This window comes from Desulfarculaceae bacterium, assembly GCA_020444545.1.
Classification (GTDB): domain Bacteria; phylum Desulfobacterota; class Desulfarculia; order Desulfarculales; family Desulfarculaceae; genus Desulfoferula.
In genome coordinates, this window is record JAHLKT010000008.1 from 38,486 (window position 1) to 58,532 (window position 20,047).

At 67.7% G+C, this 20,047-nt stretch carries 16 protein-coding genes; 13 read left to right on the plus strand and 3 right to left on the minus strand.

Going from position 1 to position 20,047, the window contains the following annotated elements; genetic code table 11:
• Positions 1 to 48: 48 nt before the first annotated feature.
• The 6 genes from KQH53_18935 to KQH53_18960 all read left to right on the plus strand — a co-directional run bounded on the left by KQH53_18935 (position 49) and on the right by KQH53_18960 (position 7,401).
• Entirely contained in the window at positions 49 to 975 is a 927-nt protein-coding gene (locus KQH53_18935) for an NAD-dependent epimerase/dehydratase family protein (GenBank protein MCB2228758.1), read from the plus strand.
• Between the two features lie 209 nt (positions 976 to 1,184).
• Entirely contained in the window at positions 1,185 to 2,087 is a 903-nt protein-coding gene (gene deoC, locus KQH53_18940; protein MCB2228759.1) for a deoxyribose-phosphate aldolase, read from the plus strand.
• A 225-nt stretch (positions 2,088 to 2,312) separates the two neighbouring features.
• The gene (locus tag KQH53_18945) at positions 2,313 to 3,656 is read left to right on the plus strand and encodes an alkaline phosphatase family protein (protein ID MCB2228760.1); all 1,344 of its coding nucleotides are present in this window, start codon (positions 2,313 to 2,315) and stop codon (positions 3,654 to 3,656) included.
• A 97-nt stretch (positions 3,657 to 3,753) separates the two neighbouring features.
• A complete protein-coding gene (locus tag KQH53_18950; protein ID MCB2228761.1) occupies positions 3,754 to 4,941 on the plus strand; it encodes an MFS transporter in 1,188 nt (395 codons plus the stop codon).
• Positions 4,942 to 5,165: 224 nt separating this feature from the next.
• Positions 5,166 to 5,909 carry a hypothetical protein gene (locus KQH53_18955; protein MCB2228762.1) on the plus strand — a complete coding sequence of 248 codons (744 nt, stop codon included), beginning with the start codon at positions 5,166 to 5,168 and terminating at the stop codon, positions 5,907 to 5,909.
• Positions 5,910 to 6,099: 190 nt separating this feature from the next.
• Complete coding sequence (locus KQH53_18960) at positions 6,100 to 7,401, plus strand: 4-hydroxybutyrate--acetyl-CoA CoA transferase (protein MCB2228763.1); 1,302 nt, start codon at positions 6,100 to 6,102, stop codon at positions 7,399 to 7,401.
• A 12-nt stretch (positions 7,402 to 7,413) separates the two neighbouring features.
• Here the strand turns inward: KQH53_18960 and KQH53_18965 are convergent, their stop codons facing one another.
• A complete protein-coding gene (locus tag KQH53_18965) occupies positions 7,414 to 9,258 on the minus strand; it encodes a response regulator (protein MCB2228764.1) in 1,845 nt (614 codons plus the stop codon).
• A 500-nt stretch (positions 9,259 to 9,758) separates the two neighbouring features.
• On the opposite strand from KQH53_18965, the gene sbtA (KQH53_18970) reads away from it, so the two are divergent.
• The 7 genes from sbtA (KQH53_18970) (at position 9,759) to KQH53_19000 (ending at position 18,545) form a co-directional block, all read left to right on the plus strand.
• Entirely contained in the window at positions 9,759 to 9,863 is a 105-nt protein-coding gene (gene sbtA, locus KQH53_18970) for a selenobiotic family radical SAM modification target peptide (GenBank protein ID MCB2228765.1), read from the plus strand.
• Positions 9,864 to 10,239: 376 nt separating this feature from the next.
• Positions 10,240 to 10,425 carry a selenobiotic family radical SAM modification target peptide gene (gene sbtA / locus KQH53_18975; GenBank protein MCB2228766.1) on the plus strand — a complete coding sequence of 62 codons (186 nt, stop codon included), beginning with the start codon at positions 10,240 to 10,242 and terminating at the stop codon, positions 10,423 to 10,425.
• Positions 10,426 to 10,524: 99 nt separating this feature from the next.
• Positions 10,525 to 11,973 (plus strand): selenobiotic family peptide radical SAM maturase, encoded by a 1,449-nt coding sequence (gene sbtM, locus KQH53_18980; GenBank protein ID MCB2228767.1) that lies wholly within the window; start codon positions 10,525 to 10,527, stop codon positions 11,971 to 11,973.
• Positions 11,974 to 12,173: 200 nt separating this feature from the next.
• A complete protein-coding gene (gene cooS, locus KQH53_18985; GenBank protein MCB2228768.1) occupies positions 12,174 to 14,147 on the plus strand; it encodes an anaerobic carbon-monoxide dehydrogenase catalytic subunit in 1,974 nt (657 codons plus the stop codon).
• A 168-nt stretch (positions 14,148 to 14,315) separates the two neighbouring features.
• Positions 14,316 to 15,653, plus strand: coding sequence for a hypothetical protein (locus KQH53_18990; protein ID MCB2228769.1), 1,338 nt, complete (start codon positions 14,316 to 14,318; stop codon positions 15,651 to 15,653).
• An 8-nt stretch (positions 15,654 to 15,661) separates the two neighbouring features.
• Positions 15,662 to 17,902 (plus strand): primosomal protein N', encoded by a 2,241-nt coding sequence (gene priA, locus KQH53_18995; GenBank protein MCB2228770.1) that lies wholly within the window; start codon positions 15,662 to 15,664, stop codon positions 17,900 to 17,902.
• Between the two features lie 202 nt (positions 17,903 to 18,104).
• On the plus strand, positions 18,105 to 18,545 hold the full coding sequence (locus tag KQH53_19000; GenBank protein ID MCB2228771.1) for a flavodoxin domain-containing protein: 441 nt from the start codon (positions 18,105 to 18,107) through the stop codon (positions 18,543 to 18,545).
• A 254-nt stretch (positions 18,546 to 18,799) separates the two neighbouring features.
• On the opposite strand, the gene KQH53_19005 is transcribed toward KQH53_19000, so the two are convergent.
• On the minus strand, positions 18,800 to 19,117 hold the full coding sequence (locus KQH53_19005) for a hypothetical protein (protein ID MCB2228772.1): 318 nt from the start codon (positions 19,115 to 19,117) through the stop codon (positions 18,800 to 18,802).
• A 12-nt stretch (positions 19,118 to 19,129) separates the two neighbouring features.
• On the minus strand, positions 19,130 to 20,041 hold the full coding sequence (locus tag KQH53_19010) for a TIGR01777 family oxidoreductase (protein MCB2228773.1): 912 nt from the start codon (positions 20,039 to 20,041) through the stop codon (positions 19,130 to 19,132).
• Positions 20,042 to 20,047 lie beyond the last annotated feature (6 nt).

A 20,047-nucleotide genomic window follows, 5' to 3' on the forward strand; every position in this document is an offset into this window, starting at 1 on the left:
GCTGTGGTAGAATCGCCCCAGAGATCATCCAGGCTCGGGAGGAAAGGCATGAAGATACTGGTCACCGGAGGGGCGGGGTTCATCGGCAGCCAGGTGGCGGCGGCGTTCATCGCCCAGGGCCACCAGGTAACGGTGTTGGACGACCTCTCCAGCGGCAAGGAGGCCAACCTGCCGCCCGAGGCCGAGTTCGTGAAAGCCGACATCGCCTCGCCGGAAGCGGCCGAGCTGGTGGCTGACGGCGGCTTCTCGGTCATCGACCATCACGCCGCCCAGATCTCGGTGCCCGCCTCCATGCAAGACCCCGCCTTTGACGCCAAAAGCAACGTGCTGGGCCTCTTGAATCTCTTGGAAGCGGGCCGCAAGGCATCCCTGGAGCGCTTCATCTTCGTGAGCAGCGGGGGCGCGGTCTACGGCGAGCTGGAGGGCGAGCCGGTGGACGAGAGCTATCCCGCCCGGCCCATGAGCCCCTACGCGGTGAGCAAGCGGGCGGGCGAGCTGTACCTGGATTACTACGCGGCCCAGCACGGCTTGGGCACCGTGGTCCTGCGCTATGCCAACGTCTACGGCCCCCGCCAGGTGCCCCACGCCGAGGCCGGGGTGGTGGCCATCTTCATGGACTGCCTGGTCAACGGCAAAGAGCCCACCATCTACCGGCCCGAGGACCTGCCCGGCGGCATGCTCCGCGACTACACCTATGTGGGCGATATCGTGCGGGCCAACCTGATGGCCCTGGAGCGCGGCGGGGGCGTGGTGAACATCGGCACCGGCATCGCCACCGACACCCTGACCCTGTGGGAGGAGACCAAGCGGGCGGCGGGCAAGGAGCTGGGGCACGGCTTCGGGCCGGTGCGCGCCGGGGACATCCGCTACAGCGCCCTGGATTGCGGCCGCGCCAAGGCCGAGCTGGGCTGGAGCCCGCAATACGACCTGGCCGCCGGTCTGGCCGAAACCTGGGCCTGGCGCATCGGGCAATAGGCCGAGCACCAGCCGGACAGCCCGCAAACCCGCTGCGCAGGCCGGGACAAGAACCGCCTAGCCCCCGGCACAGCCAGGCAGCGGCAGACAAGGCGCGGGCGAGCGAGTTCCGCAGGCGTATATGCCAATACGTCGAGGAAACGAGCGACGCCCGCAACGCAGTATCCCGCTGTCTGGCGAAGCCGCCCACTTTTGAAAAAGGAATCCCCATGGCCATGGTGAAACTTAAGGCCGTCGACAACCGCTTCCAAGCCGACGTCTGGGAGCAGGCGCTCACTGCCGAGGGCATCGACTACCGGCTGCGCACCTTTGCCGATACCGCCTACGACGGGCTCTACGTGAGCCAAAAGGGCTTCGGCGTGTTCTACGTCGAGGAGGCGGACAAGGAGCGGGCCGAGATGCTGGTGGGCGCCCTGAGCCCCGAGGCGGCCGACCCCCTGGCCGGGCCCGAGGCCCTGGCCGGGGTGATCGAGCACACCCTCCTGGACCCCGAGGCGGGCGAGGCCGAGCTGGAGGCGCATCTGGCCCAGTGCCGCGAGATGGGCTGCGTGGCGGCCTGCGTTTCGCCCTGGATGGTGCCCCTGGCCGTGGCCGGGCTGGAGGGCTCCGGCGTGGCGGTGTGCTCGGTGGTGGGCTTCCCCCTGGGCACCCCCAGCGGGCGCACCAAGCTGCAAGAGGCCATCGAGCTGGCCGGCGAGGGAGCCACGGAGCTGGACATGGTGTTCAACCGGGGGCTGGCCCACAGCGGCCGCATGGCCCGGGCGGTGGACGAGGCGGCCGAGCTGGCCGAGGCCATCCGTCCGGCGCGGCTAAAGGTGATCCTGGAGACCAGCCGCCTGGGGCCGGAGCTGAGCGCCTCGGCGGCCCAGGCCCTGGCCCACAGCGGGGCGGCCTTTTTGAAAACCGGCAGCGGCTATTTCGGCGAGGCCACGGTGGCCGACGTGGAGCTGCTCTGCGAGCACGGCGGCGGCCTGGCGGTCAAGGCGGCCGGGGGCATCCGCGACCTGGACGGGGCCCTGGAGCTGATCGAGGCGGGCGCGGCCCGTCTGGGCACCAGCAGCGGCTACGCCATCTGGCAAGAGGCCGGGGCGCGGTGGGCCGAGCAAGACTAGCCTGGATATTCCACAAAGGCCGCGCGTCCGGCTGCGCCAGCCACCGGCATACGGTGTTGCTGGCTGCGCTCGTGCCTCGACGTAGCTCAGGCTACGCCTTCGGCCCTCGCTGGCCAGACGCCTTGTCTTCCGGCGGCTGGCTGTGCCGGTCCGGGGTGCGGGCTATGCCTTGATTATGTGAGAGCCTTTTTATTAATCGCCTCGTTTATTTTGGTTCGTTATCTGATGCCACCCAGCCTTCATGTAATATCCAGGCTGATCTTTATCGGCCTGGACGGGGTGGGGCTGGATCTGGCCGTTTCCCTGGCCGGGCGCGGGATCATGCCCCATCTGGGCTCACTCTTGGCCAAGGCCTGGGCCACCCGCTCGCCCCTGCCCGAGGTCTCGCCGGTGTGCTGGACCAGCATGTTCTCCGGCCTGGGGCCCGGCGGCCACGGCATCTTCGGTTTTGCCGCGCCCCGCGAAGGGGCCTACGGCATCGTCCCGGCCGACAGCACCATGGTGCGCGCCCCGCGCCTGTGGGATTTGGCCGGGCAAGCCGGGCTTTCCTCCACGGTGCTCAACGTCCCCCTCACCTATCCCGCCGCGCCGATCCATGGCAGCATGGTCGCGGGCTTCGTGTGCCCCGAGCTGAGCCGGGGGGTGCACCCGCCCGAGCTGCTGCCCCGCCTGGAGGCCCTGGGTTATCGCCCCGAGGCCGAGCTGGAGGCCGGGCGCGAGGATCCGGCCGCCCTCTTGGCCGACGTGAGCCGCGCCCTGGCGGTGCGTTTGGAGTTTTTCGGGCAGATGCTGGCGGGCGATGATCAGCTGTTCATCGGCGTGGTCAGCGACACCGACCGGGTGAACCACTTTGCCTGGCCCGCCCTGTGGGACGACGCCCATCCCCTGGCCGAGGCGGCGCTGGGCATTTACAAGCAGGTGGACGACTTCATCGGCCAGGTGCTGGCGCGCTTCGGCGGCGAGATCGAGCGCGGCGACGCGGCCCTGATGATCGCGGCGGACCACTCCTTCGGCCCCATCGTCAGCGAGGTGTACCTCAACCAGTGGCTGAAACAGGAAGGCTATTTGTTCATCGAGGGCGAGCCGCCCCACGAGCGCATCCTGCCCGGAACCAAGGCCCTGGCCCTGGACCCGGGGCGCATCTGTTTGCACACCGCTCGCTTCCCCGGCGGCGCGGTAGCCCCCGGCCCGGAGGCCGAGGCCTTGGGCCACGAGATCGCGGCCAAGCTGAAAGCGCTCAGCTTCTCGCGGGTGGTGATGGGGCCCAGCGGCCCGGAGATAAGCCAGGAGCGGCCCATTGCGCGGGTGCATCGCGGGAGCGAGCTGTATAGCGGACCCTTTGCCGAGGCCGCGCCCGAGCTGGTGGCCGAGGCCGCGCCGGGCTACAGCCTGCGCGGCGGCCTGGACCGGGCCGGGGTCTTCGGGCTAAGCCATCTATCCGGCACCCACCGCCCCAGCGGGGCCCTGGCCCTGATGCTGCCCGAGCCCGGCGAGAAGCCGGAGCATATCGAGGGGCTCTTCGGGCTGATGAGCGGCGCGTTGGGCCTGGATTCCGGCCTGGCGGCCTGAGCAAACCCCTGTCCCCCGCCTGGGGGATGCGCGGCGGCGCGGCATGGGGGACAATAATCCCCAGCATCATCAATCCATCCAGCCCTTGAGGTGACCAGTGGCCGACGTTAGCAGCGCAACCTCTCCGCAGCCAGCCGCCCAGGATTTCCGGCGGGCCAACCAGGTGATCGCCGCCTCCACCGGCCACATGGTGCACGACATTTTCACCGCCTTTTTGCCGCCGCTGCTGCCCCTGATAATCGCCGAGTTTTCCCTGAGCATGTTTGAGGCCGGGGTGCTCAGCGTCTTCGCGGTGCTGGCCTTCTACTTCAACCCCCTGCTGGGGATGCTGGTGGACCGGGTGAACCTGCGCCTGTTGTTCGTGGCCGCGCCGGGCCTGGTGGCGGTGTGCATGAGCCTCATCGGCGCGGCCCCGTCCTATGGGGCGGTGTGCTTGCTCCTGTTGCTTTCGGGCATCGGCTCGGCCAGCTACCACACCATCGGCCCGGTGTTCATCACCCGGGCCTCGGGCGAAAAGCTGGGCCGGGGCATGAGCTTTTTCATGGTGGGCGGCGAATTGGCCCGCACCCTGGGTCCCCTGGCCGCGGTGGGCGCGGTGAGCTGGCTGGGCTTCCGGGGCATGTGGCCGGTGATGGTGGTGGGCCTGGCCTGCTCGGTTTATCTGTGGCTGGTGTTCCGCAACGCCTCCACGGTGGGCTCCACCGGCCGCGACCCCGAATCGCTTATCAAGGTGTGGCACGCCCTCAAGGGCCTAATGCTCCCGCTGATCGGCCTCGTGGCCTGCCGCAGCTTCGTGCTGTGGAGCCTGATGATCTATCTGCCGGTGTACCTGGTGGGGCGGGGCTACAGCGTGGCCCTGGGCGGCACGGGCCTGGCGGTGATGGAGCTGGCCGGCATCGCCGGGGCCTTTTTGGGCGGCTGGCTTTCGGACCGGGTGGGGCGGCGTCCGGTGCTGGTGACGGTGATGATAGCCGCGCCCCTGGCCATGCTGGCCTTCAACTACAGCGGCGGCTGGCTGCTTTGGCCGGTGCTGGCGGTTTTGGGCCTGTGCGTCTTCGCCTCCAACCCGGTGATCCTGGCCCTGGTGCAGGACCACAGCGCGGGCCGCCGGGGCGCGGCCAACGGCCTGTACATGGGCATTGCCTTCGCCACCTCCTCGCTGGTGCTGGTGTTGGTGGGCTGGCTGGTGGACCTGCTGGGCTTCCAGACCGCCTTTGCCATCGCCGCGCTGCTGGGCCTGTTGGGCACGCCTTTTGCCCTGCGCCTGCCCCTGGAGCGCCGTTGATTCGGACCCATCCCGCCGAGCCAAGTTGATTCCCTGCTTTTGTCTCCCCTATTATTGGTGCAGGTCTGGTTGCCGCGGGAAACTTATGGGCAATCGCCCCAGACCAGAAGGACCAAGTCATGCCCCTCATTGGCCTCGCCCGGCTTTGTTTGGCGGCGGTAGCCGCGGGCCTGGTGTTTTGCCCTTTTGGGGCCTTTGCATCGGATGGCGCCAAGGCCGTTGAAATGGCCCGCAAGCTGCAAGACCCCTTGGCCAATATCTCGGCGGTCATGACCGAGAACGACATCATGTTCAAGACCGGCGATGGCAGCACCAGCTATCAGTTTCAGATACAACCGGTGCACGCCATGGACTTTCCGGAAAAAGGGTTCACCCTCATTCCTCGTGCGGTGATCCCGGTGGTGGGGGCCGCGCCCCTGGCCGACCTGCCCCAGCTGGGCGATCGACTCCCGGGCGGCGGCGGCACAACCTGGGGCCTGTCGGACATCGTCACCCAGTTTTTTTTCGCGCCCAAAACCACCTCCGCGTGGAAGTGGGGCTTGGGCCCCCAGCTTTCCTGGGGCACCCACAGCGACGAAATTCTCAAGGGGCCGGACTGGGGAGCCGGGCCGGTGGGGGTGCTGGTGGGGGGCTTGGGCGAGCAGGTGGTTTTGGCAGGCATCGTGGGGCACCTTTGGTCCTATGATGGCGACTTCAGCACCACCACCATCCAGCCAATGCTCTTCTACAACATTGAATCCGTGCCCGGGGCGAGCATCGGCTACACCGCAACCATCACCGCCGACTGGAAGGCCGAGGACAGCGGCGACAGGTGGACCGTGCCCCTGGGCATGGTGGTGGGCCGCACCTTCGATCTGGGCGGCGGCTACGGCCTGGACCTGAACGCGGGCCCCTATTGGAACCTGGTGAAACCGGAAGGAGCGGCCGATTGGTTCATCAAGTTCGGCGTGACCTTGGTCCTGCCCTAGCCGCCGCTGGACCGCCCCTCAAACAATTCCGCGCGCCCTCTGGAGCAGCCGCCGCCCGGCCGGCTCCGCACAGACCATGCCTCCGCCCCGCCCCGCATTGGCCGGGTCCGGCGAGTGGCTTAAAGACCGCGCCTGGGCCGTGCTAGAATAGCCATCGAACCAACCCGCACCCCACAGCCAGCGAGGCCCCATGTACTGCGACGAGTATGAACGCAAGCTGAAGACCCCCTACGAGGCGGCCGCCGCCCTGCCCCAGGGCGCCACCATCATCCCCGGCCTGACCATGGCCGAGCCCCCGGCCCTGCTGCAGGCCGTGGCCGACCGCGTGGCCGCCGACGAGCTCAGCGGGCTCACGGTCTATTCCCTGCTGCCCACCAAGACCTCCTGCTCCACGGTGCTCTCGCCCGAGCTCTGCGACAAGGTCACGGTGCACACCTGGTTCGTGAGCGCCTGCGAGCGCGAGCTGGTGGACCAGGGCCGCGAGGACTTCATCCCCTGCCACTTCCATCAGGTGCCGCGCCTTATCCTGGACGGCCCGCCCCTGGACGCCTGCCTGACCACCGTATCGCCCATGGACACCAACGGCTTTTTCAGCTTCGGCACGGCCAACGACTACACCAGCACCGCCGCGCGCAAGGCCAAGATGCTCATGGTGGAGGTGAACAAGTCCATGCCCCGGGTCTTTGGCGAGGGGCTGGTGCACATATCCGAGGTGAGCCACATCGTGGAGAACCACGGGCCCATGCTGCCCTATCTGGAGGCCCCCCTGAAGCCCGAGGACCACGAGATCGGCCGCCGGGTGGCCGAGCTGGTGCCCGACGGGGCCTGCCTCCAGCTGGGGGTGGGCAGCCTGCCCGGCGCGGTGGCCGACTATCTGGGCGGCCACAAGGACCTGGGGGTGCACACCGAGGTGTTCGGTCCGGCCATGGTCAAGCTCATCCAGCAGGGGGTCATCACCGGCCGCAAGAAGAACCTGCACCCTGGCCTGCACGTATACACCGTGGCCCAGGGCGGGGACGACATGCTCCAGTTCATGAACGACAACCCGGCCATGGCCTCCTACCCGGTGAACTACGTCAACGACCCGGCGGTGATCGCCTCCAACAAGCGCATGGTCTCCATCAACAGCCTGATCCAGGTGGACCTCACCGGCCAGTGCAACGCGGAATACCTGGCCGGGCACCAGATCAGCGGCACCGGGGGTCAGCTGGATTTCGTGCGGGGAGCTTACGACTCCGAGGGCGGGCGCTCGATCTTGGCCTTCCGCTCCACGGCCAAGGGCGGGACGGTGAGCCGGGTGGTGCCGCGTTTGGAGTTCGGGGCGGCGGTGACCACCCCGCGCATGGACGTGCATTGGCTGGTCACCGAGTACGGGTCGGTGAACTTGAAGGGCAAGTCCACCCACCAGCGGGCCTCGGCGGTTATCGGCCTGGCCCACCCCGACCACCGCGAGGAGCTGGCCCAGGCGGCCAAGGAGCTGCACCTGATCTAAGCCTGATCTAGGCTAGCTCAAGGCCTCCAGGGACTTCTCCAGCTCGGTCAGGCGGAAGGGCTTACTGATAAATCCCGCCGCGCCCAGGCCGTCCAGCTCCTCGGCCACGTCGGAGCCGGCGTAGCCGCTGGCCACCAGCACCTTCACTTCGCCGTCCATGGCCCGCAGGCGCTGCAAGCAGGCCTTGCCGCCCATGCCGGGCATGGACAGGTCCAAAACCACCACGTCGACTTCGCCGCGGTGGGCGGCGTAGACCTCCAGGGCCTCCTCGCCGCTGCCCGCCTCCAGGACCGTGTAGCCCATGTGGCGCAGGAACTCGGCCACCGAGTCACGGATGCCCGCCTCGTCGTCCACCACCAGCACCCCGCCCCTTTGCACCGGCGCGGGCGCGGCCAGCACCGGAGCGGCCGCGGGCCGGGAGACCTGGACGTCGGCGGCGGGCAGGTAGATGGAAAAGCGGGTGCCCTCGCCCAGGGCGCTGTCGCACAGGATCATCCCGCCGTGGGCCTCCACGATGCCGTAGACCGTGGAGAGCCCCAGGCCGGTGCCCTTGCCCACCTCCTTGGTGGTGAAGAAGGGATCGTAGCAACGTTGCAGGGCGGCGGGGTCCATGCCGGTGCCGGTGTCGGCCACGCCCAGCACCACGTAGTCGCCCTGGGGCAGGTTTTGCTTGCCTCCGCCGGGCAGCCCGCTGGGCCCCAGGCGCAGGTTGGCGGTGCTCAGGCTGAGGCGGCCGCCCTCGGGCATGGCGTCGCGGGCGTTGGAGGCCAGGTTGAGTAGCAACTGCTCCAGCTGGCCGGGGTCGCCCTTGATGGGCCTGAGGTTGGGGGCCAGCTCCAGGCCGATGGCGATCATGCGGGGCAAGGTGCTCTCCAGGATGCCCACCACCAGGCGCACCTCGTGGTTCAAATCCACCGGCACCACCCGGGCGGTGAGCTTGCGCCCCACGGTCAGCAGGCGCTGCACCAGGTCGCGGGCCCGCTCCAGGGAAGAGATCATGTTGTCCAGGCCGGGCCGCAGGTCCGGGGGCAGGCGGGGATGGGCCTTCATCACCTCGGCCTGGCCCAGGAGCACCTGGAGGATGTTGTTGAAATCGTGGGCCACGCCCCCGGCCAGGGTGCCGATGGCCTCCATCTTCTGGGACTGGCCCATGGCCTGGTTCATGCGGCGGTAGCGCAGCATGGTGAAGCCCATGCCCGCCACGATGAAGCCCAGGAAGCCGAACTCCATGAGATAGAGGGTGGGGGGCACCGCGCCCAGGGTGATCAGGAAGTCGTGCACGGCCAGCACCAGCCACAGCGTGAAGGCCACCAGGAAATAGCGGTGCTCCCGGGGGTGCTCGCGGCGCTGGCGGAACCAGAGCACATAGAGCGCCACCACCGTGAGCAGCAGATAGAGCAGGAGGTAGGGGCCCAGGGGCCCGGGCTCGGGCTCCACGAAGGGGGCGGAAAGCAGGGAGAAATCGTGGGCCACGAAGTGGTTGGAGACCATCCAGGGGGTCAGCCAGACGGTGGCGATGAGCACCAGGTTGAGCGGCCCGGCGAACCAGTGATAGCGCCGGTAGGGCAGGGAGAGGTAGCTGACCGTGAAGCCGAACAGGGTGTGGGCCAGGAACACCAGGCAGGTGTACTCCAGCTTCTCCACCACCACGGTGCCCGGCCCGGCCCCCAGGTTGTAGTCGAAGACCACCGCCCCGGCATAGACCGCGATGCCCAGGGAGACCGCCGCAGCCCACAGGTTCCACTCCTGGGCCAGGCGCCAGAAATAAAGCCATAGCTGGAACAAGCAAAAGAGCAGGGCCGCCGTGGCCAACATCAGCGGCCCGGCCGAAGCCAGGACTATGTAGTTGACGTGCATCCCGCTGGGGGCCCTCCCATCCCGGGCGGCCGTGTCCGGCCCTCCGGGGTTCCAGCAACGAGACCCTCGGGGCGGGCCTCGTCCTTTCAATCATAACCGCCGGTTCCAGGGTACATTTTTCGCACTCCGCCGACAAGCTTGACTCTTTGAATGAATAGCGTTCATAATTGTTTTAGGTCATGGCTTGTGGTCGGTAGCATCAGCACATCCAATCAGCGAACTTCTGCCCCCTCTCCATAAGCCTCCACGGGTCCCCCACTGAGCATCCAAGCCAGAACCGCCCGGCCGGTTTCCGCCCCCACCGGACCGCCGGGGTCGTCCGCCCATGCGCCGGCGGTGCGCGTGGATGTGACGTTTTCCCATCCATACCCAGTTGGTCTTGTTTCGCCTCTCCCGGCCATGCACAATAGTAATTACGAATAGCTTTTGTGGTTGTGCATCATTGTTGCCGATTGACCCGCCTGCCCGCGTGGCCCGACACCCCAACCAGGAGGCGAGCCTTGGATGAGCGTAAGGTAAAGAAAATACTGGCCGGATTGTGCCTGACCGGCCTGGTGGCCGGTTCGGGGCTCAGCGCCGGGCCGGTGATGGCGGGCAGCGGCTGAGCCGGCAAACCCAGCGCCGGAGGCGCTGACCAGGCCAAGCAGGTTCAGACCCAGGCCGAGCAAAAGGCCCAGGAGGCCAAGGAGGCCATGGAAAAGGCCAAGGAGCAGGGCAAGATGCCCGCCGCTCCCAGCGGCCAGGAAAAACCGGCCCCGCCCAAGCTGCCCAAAAGCGGCTGAAGCTAGCCCCACGGGGCGCGGTTCGCGCCCCCCAAACAAGACCGCAACCGCCTCCGGCCGCGAGGCTGGGGCGGTTTTTTGCCCAAGGTCCTTGCCTTGCCGCCTGCTCTTATCCAAAATATAGGGCGATCCGGGCGAGATAATGCACCCGCCCGGCGGGCCTGCCCCGGCCCCCAACCAGGCGAGAGGAGAGATGGCCATGCAAGGCAAGCAGTTGAAAAAGATCCTGGCCGGCTTGTGCATCACCGGGCTGGTGAGCGGCGTGGGCCTGGTGGGCTGCGGCGGCGGTGCGGCCTGCGAGGGCATTGCCCCCGAAAAGGCGCCCGCGCCCAAGCCCCCGGCCAGCGCCACCCAGACCAAGCCCGCCGAGGGCACCACCAAATAGTCGGCTCCGGGCCCACGCGGTCCGGCGCGCGGCGCCCCAGGGCGCGCCGGGGGGCTATCCCCCGCCGGGGCGCCTTGCTTTTGGGCGAGAGCTATATCCATGTCTGCTGAGCAACCCTACAGCCAAGACCTGGCCCGCTTGGAGCGGGCCTGGGCCACGGCCCGGGCGGCCGAGCCCCCGCGCCACCCCGGCGGCGGGGACTGGCATTTGAACCCCAGCCTGGTGGTGGAGCCGGTGGCCTGGAGCGGCCTGGCCACCCTGCTCAACGGCCAGGGCGGCGAGCCCGCGCCATCCGAAGAGCCGGTGTTCGCGGCGGCCTGGAAGGCCCCGGACGGCGAGGCGGCCCTGGCCGAGCTGAGCCAGAGTGAGCTCTTGGCCCTCAAGGTGGTGGCCGAGGGGCGCGACCCCCGGGAGACCGCCCGCCAGGGCGGCGTTTTGCCCGGCGCGGTGCTGGAGGCCCTGGCCGCCGCGGCCCGGGCGGGCCTGCTGCTCAACCCCCCCTCGCTGCTGCAACGCGAGGCGCCCCAGGCCGGGCCCGCCGCGCCGGATGAGTACCTGTCCAGCGACTGGTTCACCCTGCAATGGCACATCACCCAGGCCTGCGATCTCCGCTGCCCCCACTGCTACGACCGCTCGGACCGCCCGCCGGTCAGCCTGGCGCGGGGGCGAGAGGTCATTGCGCAGATGGCCGCCTTTTGCCGGGAGCGCCGGGTGCGCGGCCAGATCTCCTTCACCGGGGGCAACCCCCTGCTGCACCCCGAGCTGCCCGCGCTCTACCAGGCCGCCGTGGACCAGGGCCTGACCGTGGCCCTGTTGGCCAACCCCTGTGGCCGGGAGCAGCTGGAGAGGCTGTTGGCCATCGCGCCGCCGGCCTTCTTCCAGGTGAGCCTGGAGGGCCTGGCCGAACACAACGACCGGATGCGGGGGCTGGGACATTTCGCGCGCACCCTGAAGTTCCTGGAATTGCTCAAGGAGCTGAACGTCTACTCCATGGTCATGCTCACCCTGAGCCGGGACAACCAGGAGCAGGTGATCCCCCTGGCCCGGCTGTTGGCCGACAAGACGGACCAGTTCAACTTCAACCGCCTGACCCTGGTGGGCGAGGGCGCCTCCTTGGTGATGGCCGGGCAAGGCGGCTTCCGCGACTTCCTGGCCGAGTACGCCGCCGAAGCCGAAAGCCAGCCCCACATGTGTCTGAAGGACAACCTGTTCAACCTGCTGGCCCATGAGCAAGGCGGCCCGCCCGGCGGCGGCTGCACCGGCTACGGCTGCGGCGCGGCCTTCAACTTCCTGGCCCTGCTGCCCGAGGGCGAGGTGCACGCCTGCCGCAAGTTCCCCTCGCCCCTGGGCAACCTCTTCGAAACCCCCCTGTGCGAGCTGTATGACGGCGAGCTCGCCCGGCGCTACCGGGCCGGGCCCAGCGCCTGCGCCCCCTGCTCCCTGCGGGAGGTGTGCGGCGGCTGCCTGGCCGTGGCCCATGGCGCGGGCCGGGACGTTTTCACCGAGCGCGACCCCTTTTGCTGGCTGGCGGAGCCTATCTCCCACTAAACCTATTTATTTTCGACCCCTTCCAACGGCTTGTTTTCACTGGCTTCTATTTCGGACGAAGCCAATCAAGCATAAAAATATCGCTTACTTAGCTGGCGTGGCTCCGCGCGGGGACTTAGAATTACAACAGTAATAGAATTCATTCCCCTAAATGCCGGTTGCCGCCGCACCGCGCCTGGCCACCGGGAAGAGGATGCGCCATGAGTAAGGATGACAAGAGCCAAAAGAGCCAACTTTTGGACCCTAAGGACCTCACCATCTGCGAAACCACCCAAAAGATGCTGGCCAAGGCCCGCGAGGACGGGGTGGAGCTGGCCTTTGACCGCGCCCAGGCCATGAAGGCGTGCCCCATCGGCGAAAAAAGCGCCTGTTGCAAGAACTGCTTCATGGGCCCCTGCCGCCTCAACGCCAAGGACCCCTACGGCAAGGTGGGCGTATGCGGGGCCACCATCGACACCATTCAGTCGCGCAACTTCGGCCGGGCCGTGGCCACCGGCACCGCCTCGCACACCGACCACGGCTTCGAGATGCTCAAGCTGTTCAAGGGCGTGATCACCGGCGAGATCCCGGACTACGAGATCAGCGACCCGGAGAAGCTGTTGCAGGTGGCCGAGGAGCTGGGCATCCGCACCCAGGACCGCGAGTTCCACGACGTGGCCATGGATCTCTGTCATGAGCTGGAAAAGACCTACACCCAGACCGAGGGCGAGATTCCCTTCATCAAGCGGGCTCCGGCCAAGACGGTGGAGACCTGGCGCAACGAGGGCGTGGTGCCCCGGGGGGCCATGCTCGAGATCATGGAGCTGATGAACCGCACCCACATGGGCATGGACCAGGACTACGACAACCTGTCCAAGCAGATCAGCCGCTGTGCCTTGTCCGACGGCTGGGGCGGCTCCATGGTGGCCACCGAGATCGGCGACATACTCTTCGGCACCCCCTACCCCGTGGTGGGCGAGGTGAACATGGGCGTCTTGAAGGCCGACGAGGTGAACGTCATCATCCACGGCCACGAGCCCAACCTCTTCGACTCCATGCTCATGTCGGTCAGTGACCCCGAGATGATCGCCAAGGCCGAGGCCGCCGGCGCCAAGGGCATCAACCTGGTGGGCATGTGCTGCTCCGGCCTGGAGATGCTCTCGCGCAAGGGCATCCCCCACGCGGGCAACTTCATGAGCACCGAGGCGGTGTTGGTCACCGGCGCGGTGGACGCCATGGCCGTGGATGTGCAGTGCATCAAGCAGGGCCTGGCCAAGGTGGCCGACTGCTACGGCACCAAGCTGTTCACCACCAACCCCCGCGCCCACATCGAGGGCGTGATGCACGTGGAGTTCGAGGAGACCTACCCCCGCGAGTGCACCGACACCGTGGTGGACATGGCCATCAAGCGCTTTGCCGAGCGCAGCGCGCCCATCGATATCCCCAAGCGCAAGGACAAGGGCGTGTTCGGCTTCTCCGACGAGTACGTCAACTACATGCTGGGCGGCAGCTTCCGCGGCTCCTACACCCCGCTCAACGACAACATCATCAACGGCCGCATCCGTGGCGTGGCCGGGGTGGTGGGCTGCACCAACCCCCGGGTCAAGCAGGACTGGGTGCACACCGAGCTGGTCAAGGAGCTGATCAAGAACGACATCCTGGTGGTCATGACCGGCTGCGCCCAGATATCGCTGGCCAAGGCCGGGCTGTTGACCCCCGAGGCGGCCCACCTGGCCGGCCCGGGCCTGCAAGAGGTCTGCGAGACGGTGGGCATCCCGCCGGTGTTGGGCCTGGGCGCCTGCGTGGACAACAGCCGCATCCTCACCGCCGTGTGCTCCATGGTCAAGGCGGGCGGCCTGGGCAACTCCATCGCCGATCTGCCCGTGGCCGGCGCGGCCCCGGAGTACATGAGCGAGAAGGCCATCGCCATCGGCCAGTACTTCGTGGCCTCGGGCGTGTACACCATCTTCGGCGTCACCTTCCCCATGATCGAAGGCACCAAGTTCCACGACCTGATGTTCAACGGCCTGGAGGAGCGGGGCATGGGCAAGTGGGACTTCGCGTTGGACCCCCACGACATCGCCACCAAGATGATCACCCACATCGAGAAGAAGCGCCAAGCCCTGGGCCTGGACAAGGGCGACGAGCGCGTGCTGGTGGACATGGCGGACCGCCGTGCCTTAAACGCCGGATAATCCATACCAAAACCACCTCGGCGGGGCCCTGCGGGGCCCCGCTTTCTTTTTGGGCGGCGCGGCCCGGTTTGGGCGCGCGGGCATACTATGCTATATATGCACTAGGGCGTGACGCACCTGGCCCCATAGCATCATCGGCCCGCCAACCCCCAAACGTATTCGGAAGCCATGCTGGACCCATCCCACCCCCAAGCCCTCGACCTGAGCGATTTCGCTACTTATATCAATTCCTGCCAGGAAATGGCCAAGAGCCGCCTCAAGGGCCTGACCACGCTGGAGCGAGTGGCCGAAGCGGAGAACCAGCTCAACGCCTACCCGCGCCTGAAAAGCCTGGAGCCGCCCAAGGACATCTTCGTGATCGACGAGGAGAGCATCGGCCCCAAGGACCTGGGCGCGGCCACCTCGGCCCTGTTGGCGGGCAAGGTGCTCCTGGAGCACACCTGCGCCGGGGAGGCCACCCGTTTGGGGCTGGGCACCAAGTATTTGATCAACCCCCGTTTGGACCTGAACGGCGAGGTGATGCAGCGACTCACCGGCCTGAATTCCTGGCCGGTGGACCCCATGGAGCTGACCTCCATGAGCCTGGGCCGCCGCCACATGCTCCAGCTGGCCTGGGACCTGAGCAACCTGGCCGAGGACAACAAACGCGACCCGGCCAAGGTGTTGCAAAGCCAGACCTTGTTGATCATCGTCAACGAGGCCTCGGTGACCAGCGTGGAGATGGACTTCCACCAGGCCAACTTCTACGGCTTCGATCCGGGCAAGGTCCTGTTCATGGTGCAGAAGTCCTTCCACGGCTTCAGCTTGGGCAAGAAGGGTTGGTTCTACGACATCTCCTCGCCGCTACGCTTGCACAACCACGGCCAGATGCTCTTGCAGTCCACCATGGACAACCAGGTCTACCGCAACGAGGACGGCAACAAGGAGCGCCTGCCCTGGACCACCTTCCGCACCCTCTTGGAGGGGTTCGAGGACAAGATATCCTTCAACATCGAGGACTTGGACTATCTGAGCCAATCGCTGGACATGACCGGCCTGGCCACGGCCCTCAAGCTGGGCGAGCAGGGGAACCGCATGGTCATGGAGGTGGTGACCAACCACCCGGAAAACCCCCAAAAGGGCGGGGCCTGCTTCTGGGACTCCAAGCTGGGGCGCAACGTGATGATCGAGTCGTTCCAGCTCGGCGATATCGACAATAGTGAGATCATTTACTTGAACAAGAACATCAACCACTACCCCTCGCCCGCCATCGCCCTGAGCACCGCCCGCGAGCAGGGACTGGCCATGCCCATGGCGGTCAAGGACGGCTTCCTCTACTTCCAGCCGGTGCAGGGCGACCTGAACTTCCTGTTGCCCACGGCCTACGTGCGGCGCGCCAACCTAAAGCCCATTCATTCCTGGAAATCCGGCGCCAACACCATCCCGGCCCTGCAAGCCATGGCCACCCAGGAGAAGCGTCCCAGCTTCCTGGAGTGGGCCAGCGAGCTTACCGGGCTCAAGCTATAGGAGGGGCCTTGGCCCTAAGATTGGATGTGGCCGTGGCCGCCCCCCTTTGGCGGCCGCTGAGCTACGCCGTGGCCCCGGAGCTGGCCCCCCTGATCCAGCCCCTCACCCGTCTGCTGGTGCCCCTAAGGGGCAGGCCCCGCCTGGCCTTTGCCCTGGGCAAGCCCCAGGAAGGCGACACCACGGGCCTCAAGCCCATCTCCGACGTGCTGGACGAGGCGGGCACCCCACAGCTTATCCCTTCTGAATTACTTGGCTTCTTCACCCGCCTCGCGGCCTATTACCAGGCCCCTCTGGGCCAGGCCCTGGCCTGGTCCTTGCCCGGCGGGCTGGGGGGCTCCGAACCGGCGGCCATCAAGGCCCCGGGCAAGGCCCAGGCCGCCTGGGCCGCCTGGCGCGAGGGTGACCCGGAGCAGGCCCCCCGCCCCGGCACCCAGGGCGCACGCGTCTTGGAGCTTTTACTCGAACAAGGCCCCACCGCCCTGGACACCCTGCGCCCCGAGTTTCCGGGCATCACCGCCATAGCCCGCCGTTTGGAGTCGGGCGGCTGGCTTTCTCTGAGCCACCGGCCGGTGGTCAAGGACCTCATCGGGCGACCCATCCTGCCCGAGCCGGTGCCCGAGGCCTACAGCGAGGAGCAGGCCGCCGCCCTTGACCAGATCCAACCGGCCATAAAAGATCATTTATTTAAGCCATTTCTGCTCTACGGCGTCACCGGGAGCGGCAAGACCGAGGTCTATGTGGCCGCCTGCGCCGCCGCCCTGGAGGCGGGGCGCTCGGCCCTGGTCCTGGCCCCGGAGATCGGCCTTTGCCTGCGCTTAGAGGGTTTGCTCAAGGAGCGCTTCGGTCCGGACAAGGTGGCGGTGCTGCACTCCGGGCTCTCCCCGGCGGTGCGCCGGGGACAATGGCTGGCCATCGCCCGGGGCGAGACCCCCATCGTGGTGGGGGCCCGCTCGGCGGTGTTCGCTCCCCTGGCTGATTTGGGTGTGATCTGCCTGGACGAAGAGCAGGACGAATCATACAAGCAAAACGACCGCTTGCACTATCACGCCCGCGATTTGGCCCTGCTGCGGGCCCAGGAGCAGGCCTGCCCGGTGGTGCTGGGCACCGCCACCCCGGCGGTGACCACCTATGAGCGGGCTCAATCCGGCGGCCTGACCGTGCTGCCCATGACCAAGCGCATCAAGGAAGCCGTGCTGCCGGTCATGGAGGTGGTGGACCTGAAAAGCGCGGGCAGGCTGGTTGGCGGCTTTTTGAGCCTTCAGTTAAAGCAAGCAATTGAACAGACCGTGCAGCAGGGACGCCAGGCCATCTTGTTCCTGAACCGGCGCGGCTTCGCCCCGGCGCTCATCTGCCCGGCCTGCGGGCGGCGGGTGGGCTGCCCGGCCTGCTCGCTGAGCCTTACCTTGCACAAGCGCAAAAACGCCCTGATCTGCCACACCTGCGGGCACAGCGCCCCTGTCCCCCAGGCCTGCCCCTCCTGTGGCCAGAGCGAGGCGGAGCTAAAGCCCCTGGGCTTGGGCACCGAGCAGGTGAGCGAGGTGCTGGGCGAGGTGTTCCCGGAGATGCGCCTGGGGCGGCTGGACCGCGACGCGGCCTCCAGCCCGGCCAAGCTGCGCCAAGTGCTCAGCGCCGTGGCCAAGCGAGAGCTGGACGTCATCGTGGGCACCCAGATGCTCACCAAGGGCCACCACCTTCCTGGAATCGGTCTGGTGGGCATCCTGCTGGCCGACCAGGCCCTGAGCCTGCCCGACTACCGCGCCGCCGAGCGGGCCTACATCCTGCTCACCCAGGCCGCCGGGCGGGCCGGGCGCGAGGGCGAGGCGGGCCGGGTCATCGTGCAGACCTTCGATCCCCACCACCACGCGGTGGTCGCCGCCCTGGCCCACGACGCGGAAGGCTTCTACGCCGAGGAGCTGGACGAGCGCCGCGCCCTGGGCTACCCCCCCTTCGCCCGCCTGGTGGGCCTGCGCCTGGAGGGCGCCTCAGAGGCGGCCACCGGCCGCGCGGCCGAGGCCCTGGCCCGCGCCCTGGAGCGCGCCCGGGCCAAGGTGGAGCCCCGCGCCGCGGTGCTGGGCCCGGCTCCGGCCCCCATCGCCAGGGCCGCCGGCCGCTGGCGCTGGCTGGTGCTCATCAAAAGCCCCACCGCCGGGGCCGCCGCCGAGATCCTACGCCTGGGCCGCCACCAGGCCGGGCCGCCCCCGGACGGGGTGCGCCTCATCGTGGACGTGGACCCGCTGAGCCTCATCTAGCCTTTTCGGGCCGGGCCTCGTTGTTTGGCCGGGCCATGTGCGCTTATTATGGAAAGAGCGGCCCGTTTTGAGCTTGCTTACCGGCTGCGACGCCTTATAGTTATAGTAATTATTATCAAGCTAAGTCGTTAATCACCACGCCACGCCGCAGACCTGCCGTACACCGCCGCTTGGGCGTGGCAGCCCACAAAGGAGAAACTGAATGGCCAAGGTTCTTATCGCTTATGCCAGCCGCGCCGGTCACACCGAGAAAATCGCGGGCTACGTCGCCGAGGGCGTGCGCTTCACCGGCGCCGAGGCCGTGGTGAAGCCCATCACCGAGATCAAGGACGCCGAGGAGCTCAAGGGCTACGATGCCTACATCTTCGGTTCGCCCACCTACCACCGCAACATGACCGGCGGCATGCAGCAGTTCCTGTTCAAGGCCGAGCAGGCCGGGCTGGGCGGCAAGCTGGCCGGGTCTTTCGGCTCCTACACCCACAGCGGCGACGCGCCGGGCATCATCTTCGACACCATGCAGTACGTGTTCAAGATGAAGCCCGCCGAGCTGGGCTCCATGAACCTGGTGGAGGACATGATCGACACCCCGGACGGCATCAAGGCCGGCCAGGACTACGGCAAGGGCGTGGCCGAAGAGCTCTAGGCCCCCGAACCGTCAGAAATCGCGAACCCCCGTCCGGCGCGTGCCGGGCGGGGGTTTTTTGCGGCCCCTTGGCAGCCAGAGGCGTGACGACACCAATGAAGCTTTGGACGACACCCGACACCCCCGGCACAGCCAGGGAGCCATAGACAAGGCGCGGGCCAGCGAGTTCCGCAGGCGTATATGCCAATACGCCGAGGAAACGAGCGCCGACCGCGACACAGTATATGGCTGCCTGGCGAAGCCGGCCGGTCCTGCTACCCGCCCTTGATTGTTCCCGACGCCAGCCTTTTAATGACTCCCCACCACATGGCCGGAATGGCCGCGAACAGGGCCAGGCCGATGAGCAGCACCAGGGCGCCGTGCAGGCGCGCCAGCCAGGCCAGGGCCGGATTGGACGAGGCCCCCGCCTTTTGAGCGCGTAGCAACCAGCCCAGCATATACAGCGCTGCCAGGCTGGCGCTCACCTGCCAGGCGGCCAGATGGAAGCCCACCAGGGCCCACTGGTTGAGCACCCCGGCCGCGATGACCCCCAGGGCGGCCACGGAGATGAGGCCCGCCAAGAAGCTGAGCATGATGCGATCCCCCTAGTTGCCGAGCAGGTCCTTTAACGCGCCATCTAATTCCGGAAACTGGAAGGTGAAGCCCGCCCGCATCAGCGCCTGCGGGACGACTCTCTGCCCGGTGAGCACGATGGAGCCCATCTCGCCCATGGCCAGGCGAATGGCGAAGCCGGGCGCGGGCAAGAAGGCTGGCCTGTGCAACACCCGCCCCAAGCTGGCGGCCAGCTCGCGGTTTTGCACCGGCTGGGGCGCGGTGCAGTTGGCCGGGCCGCTCATCTCCTTTTCCAGGCAGAACAAGAGCGCCTCGACCAAGTCGGCCTGGTGAATCCAGGAGAACCACTGCTTGCCGCTGCCCAGGGGGCCGCCCAGGCCCAGCCGGAACAGGGGCAGCATCTGGCCCAGGGCCCCGCCCCCCGGCCCCAGTACGATGCCGAAGCGGGTGGTCACCACCCGCGCCCCGTGCTGGCGGGCCTGGGCGGCCTCGTCCTCCCAGGCCTTGCACACCTCGGCCAGGAAGTCGCTGCCCGGCGGGGCCTCCTCGCTCAGCTCTTGGTCGCCCCGGGGGCCGTAATAGCCCACCGCCGAGGCGGAGACCAGCACCGCCGGGGCGGCGTCCCCGGGCCGCCGGCCCATGGCCTCCACCAGGTTGCGCGTGCAGAGCACCCGGCTGGAGCGGATCAGGGCCTTGTACTCCATGCTCCAGCGGTTGAAGATGCTGGCCCCGGCCAGGTTCACGAAGGCGTCGTGCTCTGCGGCGGTCTCTTGCCAGGGCCCCTGCGCGGTGGGGTCGCCCAGGCAGGCGGCCACCCCCTTGGGCAGGCGCTCGGCCCCTTTTTCGCTGCGGGTCAGCACGGTCACCACGTGCCCCGCCTCGGCCAGGCGGGCGCACAGGGTGGTGCCCACGAATCCGCTGCCCCCGGTGACGAACACCTTCATGGCATG

Bases quoted from the DNA above. Each gene is read 5' to 3' on its own strand.
- cooS (MCB2228768.1), top strand. From the start codon at position 12,174: ATGAGTAAGGATGACAAGAGCCAAAAGAGCCAACTTTTGGACCCTAAG.
- KQH53_18955 (MCB2228762.1), top strand. From the start codon at position 5,166: ATGGCCCGCAAGCTGCAAGACCCCTTGGCCAATATCTCGGCGGTCATG.
- sbtM (MCB2228767.1), top strand. From the start codon at position 10,525: ATGTCTGCTGAGCAACCCTACAGCCAAGACCTGGCCCGCTTGGAGCGG.
- KQH53_19000 (MCB2228771.1), top strand. From the start codon at position 18,105: ATGGCCAAGGTTCTTATCGCTTATGCCAGCCGCGCCGGTCACACCGAG.
- KQH53_18965 (MCB2228764.1), bottom strand. From the start codon at position 9,258: ATGCACGTCAACTACATAGTCCTGGCTTCGGCCGGGCCGCTGATGTTG.
- KQH53_18935 (MCB2228758.1), top strand. From the start codon at position 49: ATGAAGATACTGGTCACCGGAGGGGCGGGGTTCATCGGCAGCCAGGTG.
- sbtA (MCB2228766.1), top strand. From the start codon at position 10,240: ATGCAAGGCAAGCAGTTGAAAAAGATCCTGGCCGGCTTGTGCATCACC.
- deoC (MCB2228759.1), top strand. From the start codon at position 1,185: ATGGCCATGGTGAAACTTAAGGCCGTCGACAACCGCTTCCAAGCCGAC.
- KQH53_19005 (MCB2228772.1), bottom strand. From the start codon at position 19,117: ATGCTCAGCTTCTTGGCGGGCCTCATCTCCGTGGCCGCCCTGGGGGTC.
- KQH53_19010 (MCB2228773.1), bottom strand. From the start codon at position 20,041: ATGAAGGTGTTCGTCACCGGGGGCAGCGGATTCGTGGGCACCACCCTG.
- KQH53_18990 (MCB2228769.1), top strand. From the start codon at position 14,316: ATGCTGGACCCATCCCACCCCCAAGCCCTCGACCTGAGCGATTTCGCT.
- KQH53_18945 (MCB2228760.1), top strand. From the start codon at position 2,313: ATGCCACCCAGCCTTCATGTAATATCCAGGCTGATCTTTATCGGCCTG.
- KQH53_18960 (MCB2228763.1), top strand. From the start codon at position 6,100: ATGTACTGCGACGAGTATGAACGCAAGCTGAAGACCCCCTACGAGGCG.